The organism is Nitrospira sp. (genome assembly GCA_029194675.1).
Lineage (GTDB): Bacteria > Nitrospirota > Nitrospiria > Nitrospirales > Nitrospiraceae > Nitrospira_D.
The window spans coordinates 334,950-353,741 of sequence record JARFXP010000002.1; the positions used below are offsets into that span (position 1 = coordinate 334,950).

The window sequence follows — 18,792 nt, forward strand, 5'->3', positions numbered from 1 at the left end:
GCGACACCTCGCCGAAGCGTGTTCGCCTTCGCCAAGGCTTCGGCGGACACCCGCTGCGCATTAGTTAACAGCCGTGGCTTCTTGCGCAGGCGGGTGAAGCGCCGACGCACGTCGCGAGGAGACCTTGAGAACACCCAGCCAGATCACAGTTGATCGTGCTCTTCTCTTGTATGTCCTGCAGCTCGCAGAGCCCTACGAGGGGATGAGCGATGTCAAGTTGCAGCAGCTGTGTTTTCTGTGCGAACTCCAAACCTTTGCCAAAGGCCTGAAAGCGTTCCATTTCGAATTCTTTCGCTTCGCCTATGGAGCCTTCAGCAAAGATCTCGATAACGACCTGACCTCTCTCCGTCGGAAAGGGCGGATCGAGAATTTCACGGTATCGGATCAGGTCAAGGAGGAGGCGATACCATTACTCCTGAACGCGATCGAAGGGGTGGAGGTCAATGAGAAGGCCAAAGACATTGTCGATGCCGTCGTCGCCGCCTATGGACATCAAGACAGCGGTACCATCACGAGTTCCGTCGAATCGGTTCAGCTGAGCACACCCCAGGACCCTGAACTCAAGATTCCCATTCGAGATATTGTGTTCCACACCACGCTGCTCGTGCCGCATCGGATCGAGGTGCAGGCTGAAGTTGCATTGTCTCCAACCATCCTGGCAAAGCTCAACGCCGCAATGGGCTATGAGAGCCGACCTGTCATCGATGCTCAAAGTTGGTAGATCTCGCCGTATTTCTTTTCTACATAGTTGAGAAAGGGCTCGGGACTTATGGTCGAACCGGTCACGCGTTGCGCGAGATGGGCCGGCGTAAACATGCGGCCCCACCGGTGAATTTTCTGTTCCAGCCACCGGCGCAAGACCATTAAGTGACCGGCGGCAATCGCATCCTCCAAGCGTGGAATCTCCAGCTTAGCCTGCTCGAAGAATTGCACGGAGTAGAGGTTGCCTAAGGTATAGGTGGGGAAGTACCCGAATGCGCCGAACGACCAGTGCACATCTTGCAGCACTCCTTCTGCGTCGGAAGTCGGAATGATGCCCAAGTAGTCCTTCATCTTCTGATTCCAGATCGCCGGCAAGTCGTCGGGCTGAGTCCTGTTCTCCACGAGCGCTTGCTCGATCTCGAACCGCAGCATGATATGGAGATTGTAGGTCAGCTCGTCGGCTTCCACGCGGATCAGCGACGGCTTCACGCGATTGATGGCGGCATAGAACCGGTCGATATCCACGCCGCGTAGTTGATGGTGAAAGGTCTGCTGCAAAATCGGGTAGAAAAAGCGCCAAAAAGATCGCGAACGTCCGACGCAATTTTCCCAGAGGCGAGACTGGCTTTCATGGATGCCCAGGGAGACCGAATCGCCCAACGGCGTGCCGAAATACCGTTGATCCAATCCCTGGTCATACAGCCCATGCCCTCCTTCATGGATGCAACTGAAGAGGCAGGATTGTAATTCATGTTCATGAACGCGGGTGGTCACGCGCACGTCGGTCGGATGAAACGATGTGGTGAAGGGATGGGCTGAGAGATCCAGTCGTCCGCGCTCGAAGTCATACCCCATCGCGATCAAGACCAATCGACCGAACTCCAGCTGTCGAGCCTGATCGTAAGAGTGGTGCAGCATACCGTCGTCGATCCGGGTCCGGCACTCCGTGATTGTTTTGAGCAACGGTACCAAGCGAGCCTTGAGCGCAGCAAAGAGGGGCTGCAAGTCCGCGATGGTCGCGCCCGGTTCATAGACGTCCAACAGGGCGTTGTAGGGTGAATCGTGATAGCCGAGATACTCGGCTTCTTCTCGCTTGAGCTGCAGCACCGTCCGGAGATTCGGCAGAAACATGTCAAACTTGTTTTGCTCCTTCGCCTCGGCCCACACTTGCTGGGCGAGCGAGCATTCGCGGCTGAGCTTCACGACGAAATCCGACGGCAGCTTCTTCGCGCGGCTGAAATCCCGCCACACTTCGCGCAAGAGCGAGCGTGAGGGCTCATCCCATGTCTCACCTGGTTGGTCGGCTGCCTGGCCGGTGGCAGGATCGACCCATTGTGACAAGAGATGCTGAACCTCCGACGAGACCAATTTCTGATGGGCCAGGCCCTGAAGCACGGCGATCTGCTCGGCTCGCGCTTCCCCCCCGCCGGCCGGCATGTAGGTTTCTTGATCCCATGAGAGCACTGATGCGGCGCTATTGATGCGCTGAATTTCCAGCAGTCTGGTGGTGAGGGGTTCTAACGTCGCAAAGGTTTTCAACCAGGCCTCCTTCTCATGCTCACTATGCTAAGATCGGCACGGCGCCTCGCAGTGTACGCAGGACGATGGGCTTTTTCAAACCACGAAAGGAATTCCATGAACCGGTTGGTTTCGTCCGACATTGAAACGTACGCCGAAGCCCATTCCACGCCGGAGTCGTCGGTCTGTTGCGCATTGCGCGAAGAGACCCATCGGACCATGGAGTACCCCCAGATGCTGGTCGGTCCCTTGGAAGGGGCGTTTCTGAAAATGATGACGCAGTTGGTGGGCGCGAAACGGGTGCTCGAGATTGGGATGTTTACGGGCTACAGCGCGTTGTGCTTTGCGGAAGCCTTGCCGGAAAACGGAACGGTGATCACCTGCGAAATCGATGAGAAGTCAGCGGCGGTCGCCCGGCGCTATGTTGCGAAGTCGCCATTTGGCGGCAAGATCAGCATCCGAATGGGACCGGCTCTTGATACCATGAAAACACTGAATGGCCCCTTTGATCTGATCTTCATCGATGCCGACAAAACCAATTACCTTAATTATTACCGCCATTCGCTCGACCTGCTCGCCCAGAACGGGGTGATCTTGATCGACAATGTGCTCTGGAGCGGCGAGGTCTTGAAACAGCCGCCGCCGGATGCTTCCACTGCCGCCATTCAGGAACTCAACCGGACCGTAGCCGCTGATCCCCGCGTCACCGCCGTGCTGGTCACGATCCGGGACGGGATTCTGGTGGTGAGAAAAACGTAGAATTCTGCCTCACTTCGGCCACCCTTCGCTTTCCCTGCTTTTCCAATCTTTCTCTAGTGCTTTCCGCCATCGCTCTTTCCGGACTCCATAGCTTGACGAGCCTCTAGCTTATGGTGTCCAATGCCCTATGCCGAAGGGCAGATTGGTCCTCCATACCAAGTACATTGACGAGGTTGGAGGCATCACCGAACTGAAGGTCTATCAGGTCCCAAAACGGCGAGCACGCCGCGAGGTTACAAGTATTCTCTGGTGTACGTCTTCAATGGTCAGCGACTGGTTGGCTACGACAATCATGAACGAAAAGGAGATCACCGGCACCATCGGGATGAGACGGTCCCATATGCATTCACGTCTCTCGAGACGTTGGTGAAAGATTTTCTCGCGGACGCGGCGGCCATGAGAAAGGAGCTACGGAAATGAAGGTCAAAAGGCTCAAAGTCGGAGTACGGTCCCTTGAAGAGGGGCTGTCGGAATTCAAAGAGACACTCAAGGCCATTAAAGCCGGACGGAGGGTCACGAAGCGAACCGGTGTGTATTTTGTCAGCGTAGAAGCCATGCGTCAGGTACTCACGGAGCCTCGATTAGCCCTTCTCCATGTAATCCGTACACGACGACCGCAATCGCTCGCAGAACTCGCAAAACTGGTACATCGGGATTTCAAGAACGTACGTGCCGATGTCAAAGTGCTGAGCGATCTTGGGCTCGTGGAAGCCAAATCGGGACCTCGGCTGCGAGATGCGGTCATCCTATCGGTCCCCTATCAGCGCATCCAATTCGAGATCGCCGTCTAGCCGTCGACCACATGAGTACTGGTACGATTCGTGACGGGAGTTCGGTGGTGAGAAGGGCTCAGAACTAGGGTTTTGCCGCTAGCACTGCATTGCCCCTTCAATTCGTTACGTATAGATTTGGAGTCGCTGGAAGCAAGGCGACTCTTGTGGAGGCGGCTGCCGAACTCTGCAACGAGGCGATCGGACTTCAGCTATAGCTGAGCGCGCTTAAGCGATGTCGTATGTTATGACTGGATCATGAGTAGAATCCTTATTTCCTATCGCCGCGAGGATAGCGCCGACGTCACGGGGCGTATCCATGACCGGCTCATCAAAGTGTTTCCAAAGGCGGTCTTCAGGGATGTGGATAATATCCCCTATGGAGCTGACTTCCGCATTATTTTAGAACAGCAGGTGAGCAAGTGCGATGTGTTTCTCGCCGTGATCGGGCCAGGCTGGATGGAGGCGAAAGGCAGCGAGGGCCAGGTCAGACTTGAAGACCCGAAGGATTTCGTTCGGATTGAAATCGAGTCGGCACTGAAACGTCAGATCCCGGTGATTCCAGTGCTTGTCCGAGGGGCCAAGATCCCAGCCGCAGAACGGCTGCCGGCAAGCATCCAAGATTTGTCTTACCGTCACGGCATCGAGGTGCGACCAGACCCGGACTTTCATCGGGACATGGACCGGTTGATCGAAGCTCTGAAACAAAACATTGAGGCCCCGGTCGATCAGCGAACGGAACTCTCCATGGTTGGCAAGCCCGAGAGTACGAAGGGAAGGCCTGCCCTCAAAGCGGAAGAGAAACCCTCGCCAAAGCCAGTGAGGGCCAAGAAACAAACTGCCCGCCAGTCAAGCATCCGGAGTTCCGAAAAGCCGCGACAGGAAGCGCCCTTTGAGATGGTCAAGGTGCCGAAGGGGCCATTCTTGTATGGCGAGCAGAAGACACGTGAGGTGATCGACTACGACTATTGGATCGATCAGTATCCGGTGACCAACCAAAAGTATGCAGCCTTCATCGCGGCTGGAGGCTACGCAAACCAGCAATACTGGTCAGAAGAAGGGTGGAATTGGAAAGCAGATAAGAACCTTTCTGTTCCGGAATCTTGGAACGACGCGGAATCGAAGAGAGCGGACCACCCTGTCGTTGGTGTCAGCTATTACGAAGCAGAGGCCTATGCAAAATGGGCAGGAAAACGTCTGCCGACCGAGCGAGAGTGGGAAAAGGCTGCACGTGGCACGGATGGGAGGGTGTATCCCTGGGGGGACCAGTTCGATGAGAGCGCATGCAACAGTGCGAAATCAGTTTTGGGAGGAATATGGAAGGCATTTACAGCCAGCATTCAGACCACACCAGTTACCCAATATCCGAACGGAGTCAGCCCCTATGGATGCTATGACATGGCTGGGAATGTCGGTGAGTGGTGCGCAGACTGGTATGACTGGAACAAAGATACACGCGTGCTCCGTGGTGGCTCCTGGTACGATGAGGCGGCCCTCGTTCGATCCGCGTTCCGGAACAGGCTCATTCCCTCGAAACGGTTCGACGCTATCGGGTTCCGTTGCGCCCGGGACATTCCGTGATCCGATACCCTTTTCGCTTTAACCCTTTTCCCTTTTCTCCGAATTCTTTCTTGCGAGGTGACCATGCTGAAGAAACCAAAAGATCCTGAGCAGATGCGGTCGGAGATGGCCAAGCTCATTGAGGCGTTGGAGCTGCCGGAGCTGAACAGGCAGTTCCTGCGCGCGCGGTGGTTGGAGCAGGTCATTTGGATGGACGAGAAGGCGCAGGAGTCTGTGTGGTGGTATCGTGTGCTGCCCCTGATGAAGCCAGCCTAACCAGCACCCAGACCTACACAGCGTTCGCTCGATCTGCTTACTCCCAAGGGCGTGATCTTGATCGACAACGTGCTGTGGAGTGGCGAAGTCTTGAAACAACCACTGCCGGACGCCTCCACCGCCGCCATTCAGGAACTCAATCGGGTGGTGGCAAAAAAACCGCGAGTGACTGCCGTGCTCGTTACGATTCGTGATGGGATTCTGGTGGTGAAGAGAGCGATCTAGATCAGTTCGACCATGGCGGTGCGGAACGCACGCAGATCATCAAGACGCGTTGCAACGATCTCATACACCTGTCCGTAGTCGATTTTCCAGTAGACATGGACCAGCATGTTTCGGAAGCGTGCCATCTGCTGCAGGCGGCTGGAAAGCTCCGGGGAGATCAGTCCGGCCCGTTCAAGTGTGCTGAAGCAGCCTGCATATTCCTCCGGCACCTGATGCAGTTGTTTGGCAGACACATGAAAACAGAGCGCCAGCGCGGCCTCAATCGCAATGAGTAGGCGATAACAGGCCACATCAAGAGTGTCTTGGCTGGAGAGGAATATCTCGCGAGACAGACGACGCAACCCTTCAAGTCGGCCCAACGAAACATCGATTTCAGTGCAACGCGCCCGGATGAGATCCGGATTGAGGCTCATGCAGCGAAGGCATCCTTCGTGCTGATGCGGAGGAGCGGAGCGAGATCGAGATAGCGTCGTGCCACGTCTTCCATCATGTCGGTCAAAAAGGCCTCGTCTCGACAGAGCAGAAGGTGTCCCCGTAGCACGTGATACAGAAATGACAGCGGCGCGTCATTGATCACCCGGACATCGACGGGCAACCCGAATGTAGCGGTAAGCTTCGCTGAGAGCGTATCGGTAACCCCGGCTTTTTGTGTAACCGCCGCGTCCTCGAGAAAGATTCCGACGTCCACATCATGGATTCTGTCGGACTCAAGCAAGGACCCATAGAGATAGGCAAACCGTACGTCTGGTTCTCGCTCCAGCTCCACACGAAGCCGAGCGAACAAATCCTCCCGCTTTTCCGGGTGAACGGTGTAGGTAACAGCTTTCATGCGCTTCTCAACAAGGCTGATTAAGCACGCGATAACCAGCCTCATCTTACCTCGACCGACGGCGGAGAACAAGAAAGGCGGGCTTGACCGCCGGATACCGCCACGGCCACCCGTTGGCACCGCGTTGACCCCCCATCTCGTTAAGTATAGATTTGCGTCGAGCGAAGGCTGGAAAACATCTGCATTCTGGAGTGCCGAGCAGTTGAAGGGGTAACGGCACTTCACGAAGCTCGGTGCCTTTGCGGTGGCTAGGTCATGAGCACAATCCTGATTTCCTACCGACGCGAGGATAGCGCCGATGTCACGGGGCGCATCTACGACCGGCTCGTCCAACAGTTTGGCGCAGGGTCAATCTTCCAGGACGTCGATTCTATTCCCTTCGGTGTCGATTTTCGAAAGTATCTCGATGAGCAGGTAGGCAAGTGCGATGTATTTCTCGCCGTTATCGGGCCAGGCTGGGTGGAGGCGAAAAACAGCGAGGGCCAGGCAAGACTTGAAGACCCGAAGGATCACGTTCGGATTGAAATCGAGTGGGCGCTGAAACGTAAGATCCCGGTGATTCCAGTGCTTGTCCGAGACGCCAAGATCCCAGCCGCAGAACGGCTGCCAGCAGCCATCCAAGATTTGTCCTACCGTAACGGCATCGAGGTGCGACCAGATCCGGACTTTCATCGAGACCTGGATCGGTTAATTAAATTTCTGAAGCAAGAGATCAAGGGACTGGTCGACCAACCTCCGGAACCATCCGTGGCTGGTAAGGCTGTGGTCGAGGATCTGTCAAGGCGGCCCTCTTCTGTGTCGGAGGAGCGATTCTCGCCGGTTTCAAAAGAGAAGCCCGGGCCGGGGCCGAAAGAGAAACCCAAGAGGGTCACTCAAGAGGGTCACTCAAGAGAAACTCTCGCCAAAGCCAGCGAGGGCCAAGAAACAAACTGCCCGCCAGTCAAGCGTTAGGAGTCTAGAAAAACCGCGACAGGAAGCGCCCTTTGAGATGGTGAAGGTGCCGAAAGGGCCCTTCTTGTACGGTGACAACAAAGTTCGAGAGGTGATCGACTACGACTATTGGATCGATCAGTATCCCATGACCAACAAAAAGTATGCAGTCTTCATCGCGCTGGAGGTTACACAAACCAGCAATACTGGTCAGAAGAAGGGTGGACGTGGAAGATGGAAGATAACATTACTATCCCATTTGATTGGGAAGGCGCGGAATGGAAACGAGCGGATCACCCTGTTTTCGTCAGTTATTACGAAGCCGAGGCCTATGCAAAATGGGCAGAGAAACGGTTGCCGACCGAGCGGGAGTGGGAAAAGGCTGCCCGTGGCACGGATGGGAGAAAATATCCCTGGGGGGATCAGTTCAATAAGAACGCATGCAATTATGGCAAATCTTTTTGGAGATGGCTACGGAAGGCACTTGCATTTGGAAGCAACGTTGATGGAAGGAGCATTGACACCACACTGGTCAACCAGTATCGCAAGGGAGTGAGTCCTTATGGGTGCTATGACATGGCTGGGAATGTCTGGGAGTGGTGCGCGGGCTGGTATGACGCGGACAAAGATGGACGCGTGGTCCACGGTGGGTCCTGGATCAATGTACCGGCCGACGTGCGGTCTGCGGCTCGGGCCGGGCTTCCTCCCACGGATCGGAGCGGCCATGTCGGCTTCCGTCTTGCCCAGGACATTCCCTAACCCTTTGCCCTTTGCTCTTTGACCCTTTGTGTTCTGAATTGAAATGCTTTCTTATGAGGTGACCATGGTGAAGAAACCAAAAGATCCTGAGCAGATGCGGTCGGAAATGGGCAAGCTCATTGAGGCGTTGGAGCTGCCGGAGCTGAACAAGCAGTTCCTGCGCGCGCGGTGGTTGGAGCAGGTCATTTGGATGGACGAGAAGGCGTGGGAGTCCGTGCGGTGGTCTCGCAGGAGTTCCGGATGGTGCTGGCCTAACCAGCGCCCAAACCTACGCAGCCCTCGCTCGACCTGCTTGCCCCGAAAGGCGTCATCCTGATCGACAACGTGCTGTGGAGCGGCGAAGTCTTGAAACAACCGCCGTTGGATGAATCCACTGTAGCCATTCAGGAGCTGAACCGTGTCGTCTCAAACGATCCGCGCGTCACCGCCGTCCTGGTCACGATCCGGGACGGGATTTTGGTGGTGAGAAGAGCGGAGAGTTTCGAATCGCGGTGATTGAGAGCACTCTGTCAATCAACCCCGCGGCAAGACACTAAAACCTTCACGATGGCCAGCCTCTCGCAATCGTTGGTCGAGGCACACAAACTCTCGGTGAGATGGAGCACCTTGGCACCATACCATCGCTGCCGCTAATTGCAGAGAATCGGCAGCTCGTAAGGGATGCAGCCGCAAGACGCGAGCAGCCTGTTCTCGAACAGCTTCACTCGGTTCCACCTCTGTCCAAGCGGCCACCAGTGCTCGCAAGATAATTTGTGCCTGCCTTTCTTCTTCGATGCCGAGAACCGCCTCTCTTCTAAGCCTTGAGAGAGCCGAGAGGCACTCAATCGGCGAAGCCCACCACGCGATGATGGATTGGTCTGTCTGAAGCAGTTTTCTTAAGGAAGGGCTTTCGCGTTCCTGAAGGCACAGAGGGATCAGCGCGGAAGCGTCCCAAAACCTCATCGCCCCTCTGACCGATCAGTCAAAATGGCTTTAAGCCCTCGACCCTTTCGATCCTTGGGTCGTGGTAGTTTCCAGAAGCCAGCCGGTAATTTACCGGTTCCCAAGCGAACCAGCCCGGCACGAGCAAGATCGCGCAGGGTGTCACTCTCATGACTGTCTTTCGACAAGGGCACGAGCTTCGCGATAGGCTTCCCTCGCTCGACCACCAGTACCTCGTCACCGGCTTTGACCTTGGCAAGACAGGCACTCAGGGTGGCTTTCAGCGTAGAAACTGCAGCACGTTTCATGACGACTCCTTAGTGCATGTACATGTGACCAATATAGTCCATTCAGAAGAACGGTGCAAGGAAAGCGAGGATAGATCAACTGCGTGGGCCGCGGTCTCAGGCTGTCCTCAAACTCGCCGAACCGAAGAAACGACCGTAGGCCTAATCATAGCTCGATATCAAGAAGCACAAGAAGGCCGGATTGACCACCGGATATCGCCACAGATGGCGGTTTGTACCACATTGACCCATCAATTCGTTAAGTATAGATTTGAAGTCGCTGAAAGCCAGGCGAGTGATGGAGCCGTTCTGTGGGCTGTGGCTAAGCTATGCATAGAGGCGAACGGACCTCAGCTATGCCTAAGCGAGCTTCAGCGATGTCCGATGTGATGACTGGATCATGAGCAGGATTCTGATCTGTTACGGCCGCGATGACAGCGCCGATGTCACCGGGGCGGATCTACGACCGTTTGGTTCAGCAGGTTGGCCGGGATACGGACTACAAGGATATCGATTCCATTCCCTTCGGTGTCGACTTTCGGAAAGATCTCGATGAACAGCTAGTCAAGTGCACTGTGTCCCTCGCGATGATTGGGCGGGACTGGATGAAAAAACTGAGCAGTAAGGGTAAATCCAGGCTCGATGATCCGAGGGATTTCGTCCGCATTGAGATCGAGATTGTGTAACCCTGTGGCCTTTGTTCTTTGACCCTTTGCTCTTGACGACAAGGGCCATGAGAGACGATCAACCTTTCTGTTGCAATGAACGACTCGATGGAGGAGCCTATGAATAGTATAAGCAAGACGACAGACCATGAGTCTATGCGGGCCGAGATGGACAAGCTCATCTCATCCCTAGAGTTACCGGAGCTGAACAAGGAGTTCATGCGGGCGCGATGGTTGGAGCTGGTCATTTGGATGGATGGGAAGGCACAGGAGTCCGTCTGGTGGTATCGCAGGCTACGTCTGGCGACGATCATCGGCGGCGTGATTGTACCGGCGTTGGTCAGTTTGAATGTCGGCAGCGAGATGCAAGGACTGATTCAAGCGATCACGTTCATCGTCAGCCTTGCGGTGGCGATGAGTGCGGCCGTGGAGGAATTCTTTCGCTACGGCGAGCGATGGCGACACTATCGGCGGATGACCGAGTCACTCAAGAGCGAAGGATGGCAGTTTTTGCAACTGAGCGGAAGCTACGCCAACCAAACCCACATTCAAGCGTACCCGACCTTCGCGGCACGGGTTGAAGGGTTGAGCCGTGAAGAAGTTGAGTCCTACATCACGCAGGTGTTCACAGAAAAAAAGGAGACGAACGACAAAATAGACGCACCCTCTACCACGTGAAAGGATAGGTGCTCGTGTCGACTTGTTGACACGGTTTCTCATCGGCAGTAGCCTGGCGCAGGCGTTGCCACTGAACGGATTGAGGTCGCGCCACCCGCCAGTCACCGAGGACTTGGATGTCCAAAAACGTCTTCATTTCCTCAACTTTCAAAGATCTTGAATCGTTTCGCAGGACGGTCATTGACGCTGTCAGGCAGTTAGGTGCCGTTGATGTCTCCATGGAGCACTTTGGAGCACGCGACGATCGCCCGAAGGATGAATGTATCAAGTTGATCCGTGAACGGTCGGATGTCTTCGTGGGGATCTATGCCCATCGATATGGGTACGTCCCTGATGGGGATTCGATTTCGATTCTCGAAGCAGAATATGACGCGGCGACATCGGCCCAGGTGCCTCGCTTTATCTACATGCTGAAAGACGAAGCGGCTTGGCCGGCCGATCTCAAGGATTCCGGGGAGTCGGCAACGAAGCTGTCGGGCTTCAAACAGCGGTTGCTGAAACTGCACATCGTGCAACGGTTCACCAATAAAGACGATGTTGCGACGCATGTGGCGGCTGATCTCGGGCGATATTTTTCAGAAGGGGTCATCGCCGCTGACGGATGGCATCGAGGGATTCTGCACGAACCACCGCCCAATTGGGTGGCGCCGCTCGCGCAGAATCGCCGGCGTTACAAGGTTGTGGCGTTCGACCTCGACGGTACATTACTTCGGGGAGACCAGTATCAATTCTCTTGGGAACTCTTCTGGAACGGCCTCGGTTTTTCAGGGAAGATACAGAAAGACTTGATTCGAGAGTACCGGAACAAAGCCCAACAAGGGGAGGGTCGAGCACAACGGGTGCTCGCGTATCGAAACTGGTGCCAGCAGGCCTGTCAGAAGTTTATGACGAGGAAAGTGACCAGAGCGCAACTGACCCGGATGGTGGCCTCGCTCCGGCTCACCGTGAATTGTTGCAGCACACTGAAAGCCCTGCGGGATGAAGGTATTGTGTTAGCCATTGTCTCGGGTGGAGTCAGCCTGTTGTTGGAGGAGAAATTATCGGACTTTCAAGATCTCTTTGACTTTGTATTCATCAATGAACTCCTCTTTGATTCCCGTGGCTACCTAAACGATGTGGTGTCAACCGAGTATGACTTCGAAGGCAAAGCGGAAGCGTTGGCGTATGTGTGCCAACGGGTCGGGTGCGAACCGAAAAGCGAGGCTGTTTTTGTCGGAGACGCATTTAATGATGAAACGATCATGCTGTCGGTGAGTTTGGCGATCGCCTATCCTCCCAAAGATAAGGTTGTCGAGGGAATCGCCACGCCGATTGAAGAGGACGACCTCGAACTTGTCCGTCAACAGATCGTCAAGGAGTGAGGGGCTGAGTTGAAGAAAGCAGATCGTGCGCGGCAATGAGGCTAATCGATTGATCAGCCCACATGCTCGTTGAGACTCGGGGAGGCTCATGAAACCCCATGCCTTTGTGGCGATGCCGTTTGGCGTGAAGTTGGCGTGAAGAAGGACGGTCAGGGCAACGAGGTTGATTTCAATCGCGTCTATGCGGAGCTGATCAGACCGGTGCTGGAGGCCACAGGGGTGGAGGTCTTTCGGACGGACGAAGAAGAGTCTGCAGGGGATATTCGCACAGATATGTTTCAAGAGTTGCGTCTGGCAGCTCTCGTCGTAGTCAATCGGGTGCGGGGCCTTGCCATCATCGTGGCAGCGAGAGTACATTGCCCAACACTTAGACTGTAAACGTTTTCGAAATCGTGCTACTAGCGGGGAATAGAAGTTTGGAGTGAACATAACCAATGAGGATGCACATGAAGCTCATGCGCGTCGATCTTCGAAGCAAGCAACCCGTAACCTTCACCAGTTCCCCTCAATCTGGGTCTCTGCGGTTCGGATACCAACAACGAATACGTGGTGGTATTTGCTCGCGACAAACGCTGGGCAGGTATCTAGTGGGCAAGTTTATGCGGATTCTCTCCCGTCAGCGTTTTTGCGAATCGGTCAAGTAACATATCAAACAGCATGACTTCGCTGCCTTCAATGTTTGGGAGAGGACTTGGGCAAAACGGCTGCCCACCTAGTTCAGAGCTGGTTTGGAATATGGCCGTAAGCGGTGCTGTTATAAGAAGAAGATAAGTGTCCGTGGTGGATTACGGAGAATCCCGTGACGGCGGCAATCCACTTTGTCGACCGTGAGTGAACACCCAACACTGATGCAGATGATCTCCAATATTCTTGCGGTACGGAATTTTCATCTAACATGCGGTAACCTGGGATGCATATGACCCTGCGGGACTGCTATTTCTGTGGGCAGATCAAAGGACGACCTGAACGTGACCTCATCGCCCAGATGCTCCCTGGGTCAAAATACGTTCGTCGAGTGATGATGGAAAGCGACGCGTTCGCGGTCATACCAAGCCTCGGTCAACTGACCGATGGTCACGCCTTGCTGTGCCCCAAATGGCACGTGCGTAGCTTCGCCGCGCTTGGTCCTGATCTGCACGTTGAGTATGACGCCATGAAACGACGATTGCAACAGGCGCTCAAAGCGCTCTACGGCGACACGGTGCTGTTGTTCGAACATGGTATGGCTGCTACGGGCCGTCGGATTCCTTGCTCGGTGGATCACGCTCATTTGCATTTTGTGCCACTGCCTGCGGAGGTTGCGGCCACCTTGGTTCCTGTCCTTCGCTGGCGAAGGTTCGACGGCTCGATTGCGATGTTGAGTAGCCTGGCTGGCGGTGACGAATATCTTCAACTTGAGACTGCCGACGGTATCTGTCGCATCGCGACACAGGGCGCGGAAGGTTTCGAGTCGCAACTCATGCGCAGGGTGATTGCTGCGAGGGCAGGGAGCGAAGGGGAGTGGAACTGGCGCGATCTGCCCAAACCAGACGCTGCGCATGCCACCTGGCAGCACTTCAGGTTGCGTTGGCGGGGGCTTTGATGAACAACTATTGCTTTGTCATCATGCCCTACGGAAGAAAGAAGGGTGTGGGTGGCCGGCGGATGATCGATTTCGACAAAGTGTATGAAGACATGATTGTCCCAGCAGTCGACGGCTTCCTCGATCTACACTGCATACGGTGCGACCGCATCGACGAGCCGGGTTCGATCCACAAGCGGATGATGACGCAAATTTTCGAAGCGCGAGTCGCCATTGTTGATACCTCCACCCTGAACGCCAATGTGTTCTATGAACTTGGGGTGAGGCATGCCCTCACGCGTTCGGTCACGGTACTGATTCAGGAGGAGGAAACCGAATCGCCGTTCAACATCGCCGGGATGGCCACAATTCGCTACGGCGCAAACAAACAGAGCATGGCGCATACGAAGGACACCATACGGGCCTACGTCAGGAACGCATTGTCCAACCCCAATGGCACGGATAGCCTTGTGTATGAGGCTTTGCCGCAATTGAGGGTGCAACGGACGCAACAACAGGTCTCGAAGTTCACCGTCACACACTATCGCCTCAAAGGCTGTCCTGAAACCGGAATAAGCCGACGTAGGGTGGGATTCGTTACGGGTGATCGGCGTGACATCAATGTAGGCCAGATATGGGTCAATTCTGAGAACACCAATATGCAGATGGACAGTTTCTACGGCAAGTCCACCTCCGCGACTATTCGCTACCTTGGCGCCGAAAAAGACGCCATCGGTATGGTGGCCCGCGATACCATCGGTGACGCGCTGCGCGCAAAGCTGGATGGTCGTCTCGTGGTCGATCCGACGACCGTGATCCCTACAACGGCCGGGGCGCTGGAAGCAACCAATAACGTCAAGTGGATCTTTCACGTTGCCGCGGTTATCGGCCAGCCGCTGGTGGGGTATAGACCGATTGAACAGGTTGATCAGTGCGTGAAGGCAGCGTTGCGACTTGCCAATCACCAGGATTTCGCAAACGACGAGATTCGCTCCATATTGTTTCCCATCTTCGGCACCGGACCGGGGGGCGGCGATCTGGAATCCACGATCAAGGCATGCCTTGATGCGGCAGTAGAACATTTGGGGCGCAGCTGTGAACAGCCAAGGGGGATGCGTGACATCTACTTCTATGTTTGGGGAGCGCGGGATCTTGAGATCTGCACAACGGTTGCCTCCAAGAACCCCGCACTGCTTGCCGATGACAGCCCCGTTTGAAGTGGAAATCGGCATCGGCCCCCTGTCCGATGTCTATTTCGATTGCGACGAAACCCTCATACCCTGGGGGGTTGTTGAAGCCTTGGACGTTCGTCACATCCGAGCAGTCGGTTCGTTCACCGATCGACCGAGACGCATACACAACGCTGCCACCAGACTGCGTGGGTGCTCCGGTCTTGTGTGTGCTTCGCTCAATACGGAGATCGCTGAGGTGGCTCGAGAGCAAGGGCTTCCCGTCCTCGCCATCTCCGATCAGTCTTCAGCCAATCTGGACGAGTTCTGCCGAGCGGTGGTTGCTCATCCGTGCACCGTGCGCTCCTACGCTTTCTACATCGGTCGCCTGGAGCGTGATTTTGTCCATGCGCGCGAGGCGATTCGGGTTGCAGTCGAAAGCGAGGCTGGAATGCATTTCCTGTGCATCGACGACGGCTGTCATACCACCAATGTCGCTGGCATTCGCGAACGGACGCGGTTGCTGGTTCGGCATGCCGCTTTCTTGATCGCTGACCTGACGCTGGGCATCGAGAATCCGAGGTGCGAGAACCCCAGCCGGGCTCATGAGATCGGTATGGCCATTGCCTATGAGCGGCCGCTGTTCCTAAGCAGTCAAGAACCGCGGCGCTATCCATATTTTTCCGTGGCCGACATGCAGATGAGCTTCTGGGCGCGTGAAGATGAACTTGAGACAGCCCTACGTAGCTGGATACGCACTCACCGAATGGCGGTGGCGCGGCGGGTGCTTAACTACTCGCTGGCGAAAGCAGTTGTGTCGGAGCCCAAATTTCAATTTGATCCTAACCGACGCTTCATCGGGCCGAACTTCGCAGATCAGTCGGTACGGGTGGAGTGTTGAGGCCAACGTGTCCACTGCTTGTGTTTACTGTTTACACAATGGGCATCTGCGCGACGAGCAGATCCTTCTGCGCGGCGATACTTTCTACCTGTGTGCGCCACGAGGACAACTTGTCGAAGGGTTCCTGGCGATAGCACCCTATCGCTGTAAGGGCTGTCTGGCTCAGCTGCCAGCTACCGACATCGACGAGTTATTGGCCATGCAGGATCTGGTTCGCGACTTTTATGCCAGGAGCTACCACACGCAGGCGGTGATCTTCTATGAACAAGGCCGCGCTGGTGGCGGGGCGCTCACCGACTTCAGAGAGCGTTTCCCGCTACATGCGCACCTGTGCGGCTTACCGGCTGTTGTTGATCTCCACGGGTACCTCCGCCACACATATTTGCCGGTGCCGGTGGGAAGCCTCGCCGGGTTGGCAACAGCTGTGGGTGGGCAGCCATATCTATATGTCGAGGCATCCGATCTATCGCTGGCGTACCTCGCGCGGCGAAATGACCAAGCCACCGTGCTGGAACGGGCCCGTTTGAAGCCTGTCATCGCGCAGTTGATGGGCATCAGCGAGCGAGGAGACTGGCGAGCCTATCCCGGAGACCGCGAACTCCAACACCTGGTTGAGAACTGGAGGCACTATTGGGATGGGCAAGCATAAAGGTCTTGCAGCGCAAGGCCCAGTTGCAAAAAAAAGCAGGTGAGGCTGATGCCGCCGCAAAGACACTCCTCACCGCGATGCGCATTGCCGCAGCAAGCCTGGCGGATTTGCATGGGACCCTGGGTGGTGTGTTTTGGGACCAGGGGCGGCTTGCAGAAGCCACAAATGAGTATGATCGTGGGTATCGGATCGAGCAACGCTACGGCATCGTCAGCTCCTACAATGCACTCAACCGACTGTTGACGCGTCTGATGGCGGATGGAGCAAAACCAGATGGCAAAGCAGTGGCTAAGGGTATTCGCATTCAAGGTGGAGTCGACATCAACACGGAACTGCGGCGCCTGCAGCTGCAGTTGACAGGCCAATTACGTGGGATCGATGCAGTTGAATTCTGGACGGCCGGCGACCTCGCGGTAGTCGCGGCGCTTAACGATGACCTACGGGCGATGAGGAGGGGGCTCGCGTTGTTTATGGTGCCATCGACGCCGCGCTCCGCATACGAGGCATATCTGAAGACGGTAGCCAGACTGCTCAGCAGCAAGCATCCACGCAATCGTGGTTTGCCCATCTTGCATCGTGAATTGTTGCGCGGTGTAGACCAGCGGTGCTGAGTCTTATGCACTCTTGAAGAACCGCGTGGGCGCGGTCCACGCGAATACGTTCAGTGTGCGAGGCTCAGGTGGGGAGACGTACTGTGATTCGCCATTGAGAAGCCAACTGCCGTTGTTTCAGTTCGTGCTACGGCGGCATGCCCGGAGGGTCCTGGAGTGACGACGCCCCATCCGCTCTGCTTTGTGCTGATGCCATTCGGCCGCAAACCAGGCCTCGGCTGCGGCATCGTCGATTTCGATGCCGTGTATGCGGAGTTGATCGCACCCGCGATAGAAAAGGCCGGTCTTGAACCTTTGCGTGCCGACGAAGAAATGGCGGGCGGCATCATTCACAAACCGATGTTCGAGCGGCTGATTCTGTGCGACTATGCCGTCGCCGATCTTACCGGCGCCAATGCCAATGTCTTTTACGAGTTGGGTTTGCGGCACGGAATCAAGCCGGCTAGCACGGTGTTAATTTTTGCTGATAGCGGCGGGGTGCTTCCGTTCGATGTTGCTCCACTCAGGGCGATACCCTACAAGCTCGGTCCCGATGGGAAGCCAACCGCAGCGACTGAAGGCCGGCAGGCGCTGGCGGAAAAGTTACTCGCTGCCCGAAGCGGGCTTGTTGACAGCCCGGTGTTTCAGCTGATCGATGGTTTTCCGGATATCCAGCGGTTGAAGACAGATGTCTTCCGTGATCGAGTAGAGTATGCGCGGCAGCTGAAGGAACGGTTGGCAAATGCGCGGGAGTCAGGATGGGAAGCACTAAAGGTGATCGAGACTGAGCTCGTCGAAGCTCCAGGCGGTCTGGCGGATGCTGAGGGCGGGGTTGTCATTGACCTCTACCTCTCCTACCGTGCGATTAAAGCGTGGGATGCCATGATCGCGTTGGCAGATAAGATGTCGAAGCCTTTGGCGGCAACACCTTTGGTTCGGGAACAATTGGGTTTGGCCCTAAACCGCGCTGGCCGTGGTGATGAGGCAGAGAGCGTGCTCCTGGAATTGATCACGCGGCGTGGCACGTCCAGCGAGACCTGTGGAATGCTGGGACGGGTCTACAAGGATCGCTGGGATGCGGCGGTGAAGTGCGGCGACACCTTTGCGGCGCGTGGGCTGCTCAATAAAGCGATCGATGCCTATCTTCGTGGGTTCGAAGCCGATTGGCGCGACGCCTATCCCGGGATTAATGCTGTGACGCTGATGGAGCTGAAAGACCCGCCCGATGCCAGGCGCGAGCGGCTCATACCGGTGGTCGCATACGCGGTGGAGAGACGTATTGCGTCCGGCAAACCGGATTATTGGGACTATGCCACGCTCGTGGAGCTAGCGGTACTTGCCAAAGACGAACAAAAGGCCGAGTCAGCCCTGGCCGATGCGCTTGCGGCCATGCGCGAACCTTGGGAACCGGAGACGACGGCCAGGAACCTAAGATTGATTCGCGAAGCCCGCGAGCGGCGCGACGAATCTATCCAGTGGGCGAAGGTCATAGAAGCTGAATTGGAGCGTCGCTCGGAATAGTAATGCATGCCTGATAAGCATTGCGCATCAGGCAACTTTCCGCGGTCGTTCGTGCGAGGATTGTTAACCAGGCCGCCTCAGAACGCCGTCTCATACAGCAGAATTCACACGGGGGTGGTACCACGGGAGAGATTATTTTGGATAGCAGTGGGAGGAGCTAT

24 protein-coding genes and 1 pseudogene are annotated in these 18,792 nt (G+C 55.8%); 20 read left to right on the forward strand and 5 right to left on the reverse strand.

The window, feature by feature from the left end; genetic code table 11:
* The first annotated feature begins 124 nt into the window (after positions 1–124).
* Positions 125–721 carry a hypothetical protein gene (locus P0120_10430; protein MDF0674734.1) on the forward strand — a complete coding sequence of 199 codons (597 nt, stop codon included), beginning with the start codon at positions 125–127 and terminating at the stop codon, positions 719–721.
* On the opposite strand, the gene P0120_10435 is transcribed toward P0120_10430, so the two are convergent.
* Entirely contained in the window at positions 709–2,241 is a 1,533-nt protein-coding gene (locus tag P0120_10435) for a carboxypeptidase M32 (protein MDF0674735.1), read from the reverse strand. The genes P0120_10430 and P0120_10435 overlap by 13 nt on opposite strands.
* 96 nt (positions 2,242–2,337) lie before the next feature.
* Between P0120_10435 and P0120_10440 the strand changes: the two genes are divergently transcribed.
* The 5 genes and pseudogenes from P0120_10440 to P0120_10460 all read left to right on the forward strand — a co-directional run bounded on the left by P0120_10440 (position 2,338) and on the right by P0120_10460 (position 5,810).
* Positions 2,338–2,979, forward strand: a complete 642-nt coding sequence (locus tag P0120_10440) for a class I SAM-dependent methyltransferase (GenBank protein ID MDF0674736.1) — start codon at positions 2,338–2,340, stop codon at positions 2,977–2,979.
* Between the two features lie 416 nt (positions 2,980–3,395).
* Positions 3,396–3,770 carry a hypothetical protein gene (locus P0120_10445; GenBank protein ID MDF0674737.1) on the forward strand — a complete coding sequence of 125 codons (375 nt, stop codon included), beginning with the start codon at positions 3,396–3,398 and terminating at the stop codon, positions 3,768–3,770.
* Positions 3,771–4,007: 237 nt separating this feature from the next.
* On the forward strand, positions 4,008–5,330 hold the full coding sequence (locus P0120_10450; GenBank protein ID MDF0674738.1) for an SUMF1/EgtB/PvdO family nonheme iron enzyme: 1,323 nt from the start codon (positions 4,008–4,010) through the stop codon (positions 5,328–5,330).
* Between the two features lie 63 nt (positions 5,331–5,393).
* On the forward strand, positions 5,394–5,585 hold the full coding sequence (locus tag P0120_10455) for a hypothetical protein (GenBank protein ID MDF0674739.1): 192 nt from the start codon (positions 5,394–5,396) through the stop codon (positions 5,583–5,585).
* A gap of 30 nt (positions 5,586–5,615) precedes the next feature.
* A pseudogene (locus P0120_10460) lies at positions 5,616–5,810 on the forward strand (methyltransferase).
* On the opposite strand, the gene P0120_10465 reads toward P0120_10460, so the two are convergent.
* Both P0120_10465 and P0120_10470 read right to left on the reverse strand, forming a co-directional pair.
* Positions 5,807–6,223, reverse strand: coding sequence for a DUF86 domain-containing protein (locus tag P0120_10465; GenBank protein ID MDF0674740.1), 417 nt, complete (start codon positions 6,221–6,223; stop codon positions 5,807–5,809). The pseudogene P0120_10460 and the gene P0120_10465 sit on opposite strands and share 4 nt — an antisense overlap.
* Positions 6,220–6,639: a nucleotidyltransferase domain-containing protein gene (locus P0120_10470; protein MDF0674741.1), complete on the reverse strand. Its 420-nt coding sequence runs from the start codon at positions 6,637–6,639 to the stop codon at positions 6,220–6,222. The genes P0120_10465 and P0120_10470 overlap by 4 nt, the downstream gene beginning before the upstream one ends.
* Before the next feature lie 255 nt (positions 6,640–6,894).
* Between P0120_10470 and P0120_10475 the strand changes: the two genes are divergently transcribed.
* From P0120_10475 to P0120_10490, 4 genes are all read left to right on the forward strand, one after another.
* Positions 6,895–7,590, forward strand: a complete 696-nt coding sequence (locus tag P0120_10475) for a toll/interleukin-1 receptor domain-containing protein (protein ID MDF0674742.1) — start codon at positions 6,895–6,897, stop codon at positions 7,588–7,590.
* A 108-nt stretch (positions 7,591–7,698) separates the two neighbouring features.
* Positions 7,699–8,328 (forward strand): formylglycine-generating enzyme family protein, encoded by a 630-nt coding sequence (locus P0120_10480; protein ID MDF0674743.1) that lies wholly within the window; start codon positions 7,699–7,701, stop codon positions 8,326–8,328.
* Between the two features lie 64 nt (positions 8,329–8,392).
* Positions 8,393–8,644 carry a hypothetical protein gene (locus tag P0120_10485; protein ID MDF0674744.1) on the forward strand — a complete coding sequence of 84 codons (252 nt, stop codon included), beginning with the start codon at positions 8,393–8,395 and terminating at the stop codon, positions 8,642–8,644.
* Between the two features lie 8 nt (positions 8,645–8,652).
* The gene (locus P0120_10490) at positions 8,653–8,823 is read left to right on the forward strand and encodes a hypothetical protein (protein ID MDF0674745.1); all 171 of its coding nucleotides are present in this window, start codon (positions 8,653–8,655) and stop codon (positions 8,821–8,823) included.
* An 18-nt stretch (positions 8,824–8,841) separates the two neighbouring features.
* On the opposite strand, the gene P0120_10495 is transcribed toward P0120_10490, so the two are convergent.
* Both P0120_10495 and P0120_10500 read right to left on the reverse strand, forming a co-directional pair.
* Positions 8,842–9,270: a type II toxin-antitoxin system VapC family toxin gene (locus P0120_10495; protein MDF0674746.1), complete on the reverse strand. Its 429-nt coding sequence runs from the start codon at positions 9,268–9,270 to the stop codon at positions 8,842–8,844.
* Entirely contained in the window at positions 9,267–9,557 is a 291-nt protein-coding gene (locus P0120_10500) for a type II toxin-antitoxin system prevent-host-death family antitoxin (protein ID MDF0674747.1), read from the reverse strand. The genes P0120_10495 and P0120_10500 overlap by 4 nt, the downstream gene beginning before the upstream one ends.
* A 422-nt stretch (positions 9,558–9,979) precedes the next feature.
* Between P0120_10500 and P0120_10505 the strand changes: the two genes are divergently transcribed.
* The 10 genes from P0120_10505 to P0120_10550 all read left to right on the forward strand — a co-directional run bounded on the left by P0120_10505 (position 9,980) and on the right by P0120_10550 (position 18,631).
* Positions 9,980–10,222, forward strand: coding sequence for a hypothetical protein (locus tag P0120_10505; GenBank protein ID MDF0674748.1), 243 nt, complete (start codon positions 9,980–9,982; stop codon positions 10,220–10,222).
* 99 nt (positions 10,223–10,321) lie between these two features.
* Positions 10,322–10,879 carry a DUF4231 domain-containing protein gene (locus tag P0120_10510; protein MDF0674749.1) on the forward strand — a complete coding sequence of 186 codons (558 nt, stop codon included), beginning with the start codon at positions 10,322–10,324 and terminating at the stop codon, positions 10,877–10,879.
* A 116-nt stretch (positions 10,880–10,995) separates the two neighbouring features.
* The gene (locus tag P0120_10515; protein ID MDF0674750.1) at positions 10,996–12,240 is read left to right on the forward strand and encodes a DUF4062 domain-containing protein; all 1,245 of its coding nucleotides are present in this window, start codon (positions 10,996–10,998) and stop codon (positions 12,238–12,240) included.
* A gap of 135 nt (positions 12,241–12,375) precedes the next feature.
* Positions 12,376–12,618, forward strand: a complete 243-nt coding sequence (locus P0120_10520) for a hypothetical protein (protein ID MDF0674751.1) — start codon at positions 12,376–12,378, stop codon at positions 12,616–12,618.
* Positions 12,619–13,156: 538 nt separating this feature from the next.
* The gene (locus tag P0120_10525; GenBank protein ID MDF0674752.1) at positions 13,157–13,822 is read left to right on the forward strand and encodes a hypothetical protein; all 666 of its coding nucleotides are present in this window, start codon (positions 13,157–13,159) and stop codon (positions 13,820–13,822) included.
* Positions 13,822–15,018: a hypothetical protein gene (locus P0120_10530; protein MDF0674753.1), complete on the forward strand. Its 1,197-nt coding sequence runs from the start codon at positions 13,822–13,824 to the stop codon at positions 15,016–15,018. Before P0120_10525 ends, P0120_10530 begins: the two co-directional genes overlap by 1 nt.
* Positions 15,002–15,871 (forward strand): hypothetical protein, encoded by an 870-nt coding sequence (locus tag P0120_10535; GenBank protein ID MDF0674754.1) that lies wholly within the window; start codon positions 15,002–15,004, stop codon positions 15,869–15,871. Before P0120_10530 ends, P0120_10535 begins: the two co-directional genes overlap by 17 nt.
* Before the next feature lie 7 nt (positions 15,872–15,878).
* Positions 15,879–16,520 (forward strand): hypothetical protein, encoded by a 642-nt coding sequence (locus P0120_10540; GenBank protein MDF0674755.1) that lies wholly within the window; start codon positions 15,879–15,881, stop codon positions 16,518–16,520.
* On the forward strand, positions 16,502–17,131 hold the full coding sequence (locus P0120_10545) for a hypothetical protein (GenBank protein MDF0674756.1): 630 nt from the start codon (positions 16,502–16,504) through the stop codon (positions 17,129–17,131). Before P0120_10540 ends, P0120_10545 begins: the two co-directional genes overlap by 19 nt.
* 156 nt (positions 17,132–17,287) lie before the next feature.
* A complete protein-coding gene (locus tag P0120_10550) occupies positions 17,288–18,631 on the forward strand; it encodes a TRAFs-binding domain-containing protein (protein MDF0674757.1) in 1,344 nt (447 codons plus the stop codon).
* Positions 18,632–18,792 lie beyond the last annotated feature (161 nt).

Excerpts from the sequence above, each read along its gene's own strand:
- P0120_10440 (MDF0674736.1), top strand. The coding sequence starts at position 2,338 with ATGAACCGGTTGGTTTCGTCCGACATTGAAACGTACGCCGAAGCCCAT.
- P0120_10445 (MDF0674737.1), top strand. The coding sequence starts at position 3,396 with ATGAAGGTCAAAAGGCTCAAAGTCGGAGTACGGTCCCTTGAAGAGGGG.
- P0120_10450 (MDF0674738.1), top strand. The coding sequence starts at position 4,008 with ATGAGTAGAATCCTTATTTCCTATCGCCGCGAGGATAGCGCCGACGTC.
- P0120_10455 (MDF0674739.1), top strand. The coding sequence starts at position 5,394 with ATGCTGAAGAAACCAAAAGATCCTGAGCAGATGCGGTCGGAGATGGCC.
- P0120_10465 (MDF0674740.1), bottom strand. The coding sequence starts at position 6,223 with ATGAGCCTCAATCCGGATCTCATCCGGGCGCGTTGCACTGAAATCGAT.
- P0120_10470 (MDF0674741.1), bottom strand. The coding sequence starts at position 6,639 with ATGAAAGCTGTTACCTACACCGTTCACCCGGAAAAGCGGGAGGATTTG.
- P0120_10475 (MDF0674742.1), top strand. The coding sequence starts at position 6,895 with ATGAGCACAATCCTGATTTCCTACCGACGCGAGGATAGCGCCGATGTC.
- P0120_10485 (MDF0674744.1), top strand. The coding sequence starts at position 8,393 with ATGGTGAAGAAACCAAAAGATCCTGAGCAGATGCGGTCGGAAATGGGC.
- P0120_10495 (MDF0674746.1), bottom strand. The coding sequence starts at position 9,270 with ATGAGGTTTTGGGACGCTTCCGCGCTGATCCCTCTGTGCCTTCAGGAA.
- P0120_10500 (MDF0674747.1), bottom strand. The coding sequence starts at position 9,557 with ATGAAACGTGCTGCAGTTTCTACGCTGAAAGCCACCCTGAGTGCCTGT.
- P0120_10505 (MDF0674748.1), top strand. The coding sequence starts at position 9,980 with ATGTCACCGGGGCGGATCTACGACCGTTTGGTTCAGCAGGTTGGCCGG.
- P0120_10510 (MDF0674749.1), top strand. The coding sequence starts at position 10,322 with ATGAATAGTATAAGCAAGACGACAGACCATGAGTCTATGCGGGCCGAG.
- P0120_10515 (MDF0674750.1), top strand. The coding sequence starts at position 10,996 with ATGTCCAAAAACGTCTTCATTTCCTCAACTTTCAAAGATCTTGAATCG.
- P0120_10525 (MDF0674752.1), top strand. The coding sequence starts at position 13,157 with ATGACCCTGCGGGACTGCTATTTCTGTGGGCAGATCAAAGGACGACCT.
- P0120_10530 (MDF0674753.1), top strand. The coding sequence starts at position 13,822 with ATGAACAACTATTGCTTTGTCATCATGCCCTACGGAAGAAAGAAGGGT.
- P0120_10535 (MDF0674754.1), top strand. The coding sequence starts at position 15,002 with ATGACAGCCCCGTTTGAAGTGGAAATCGGCATCGGCCCCCTGTCCGAT.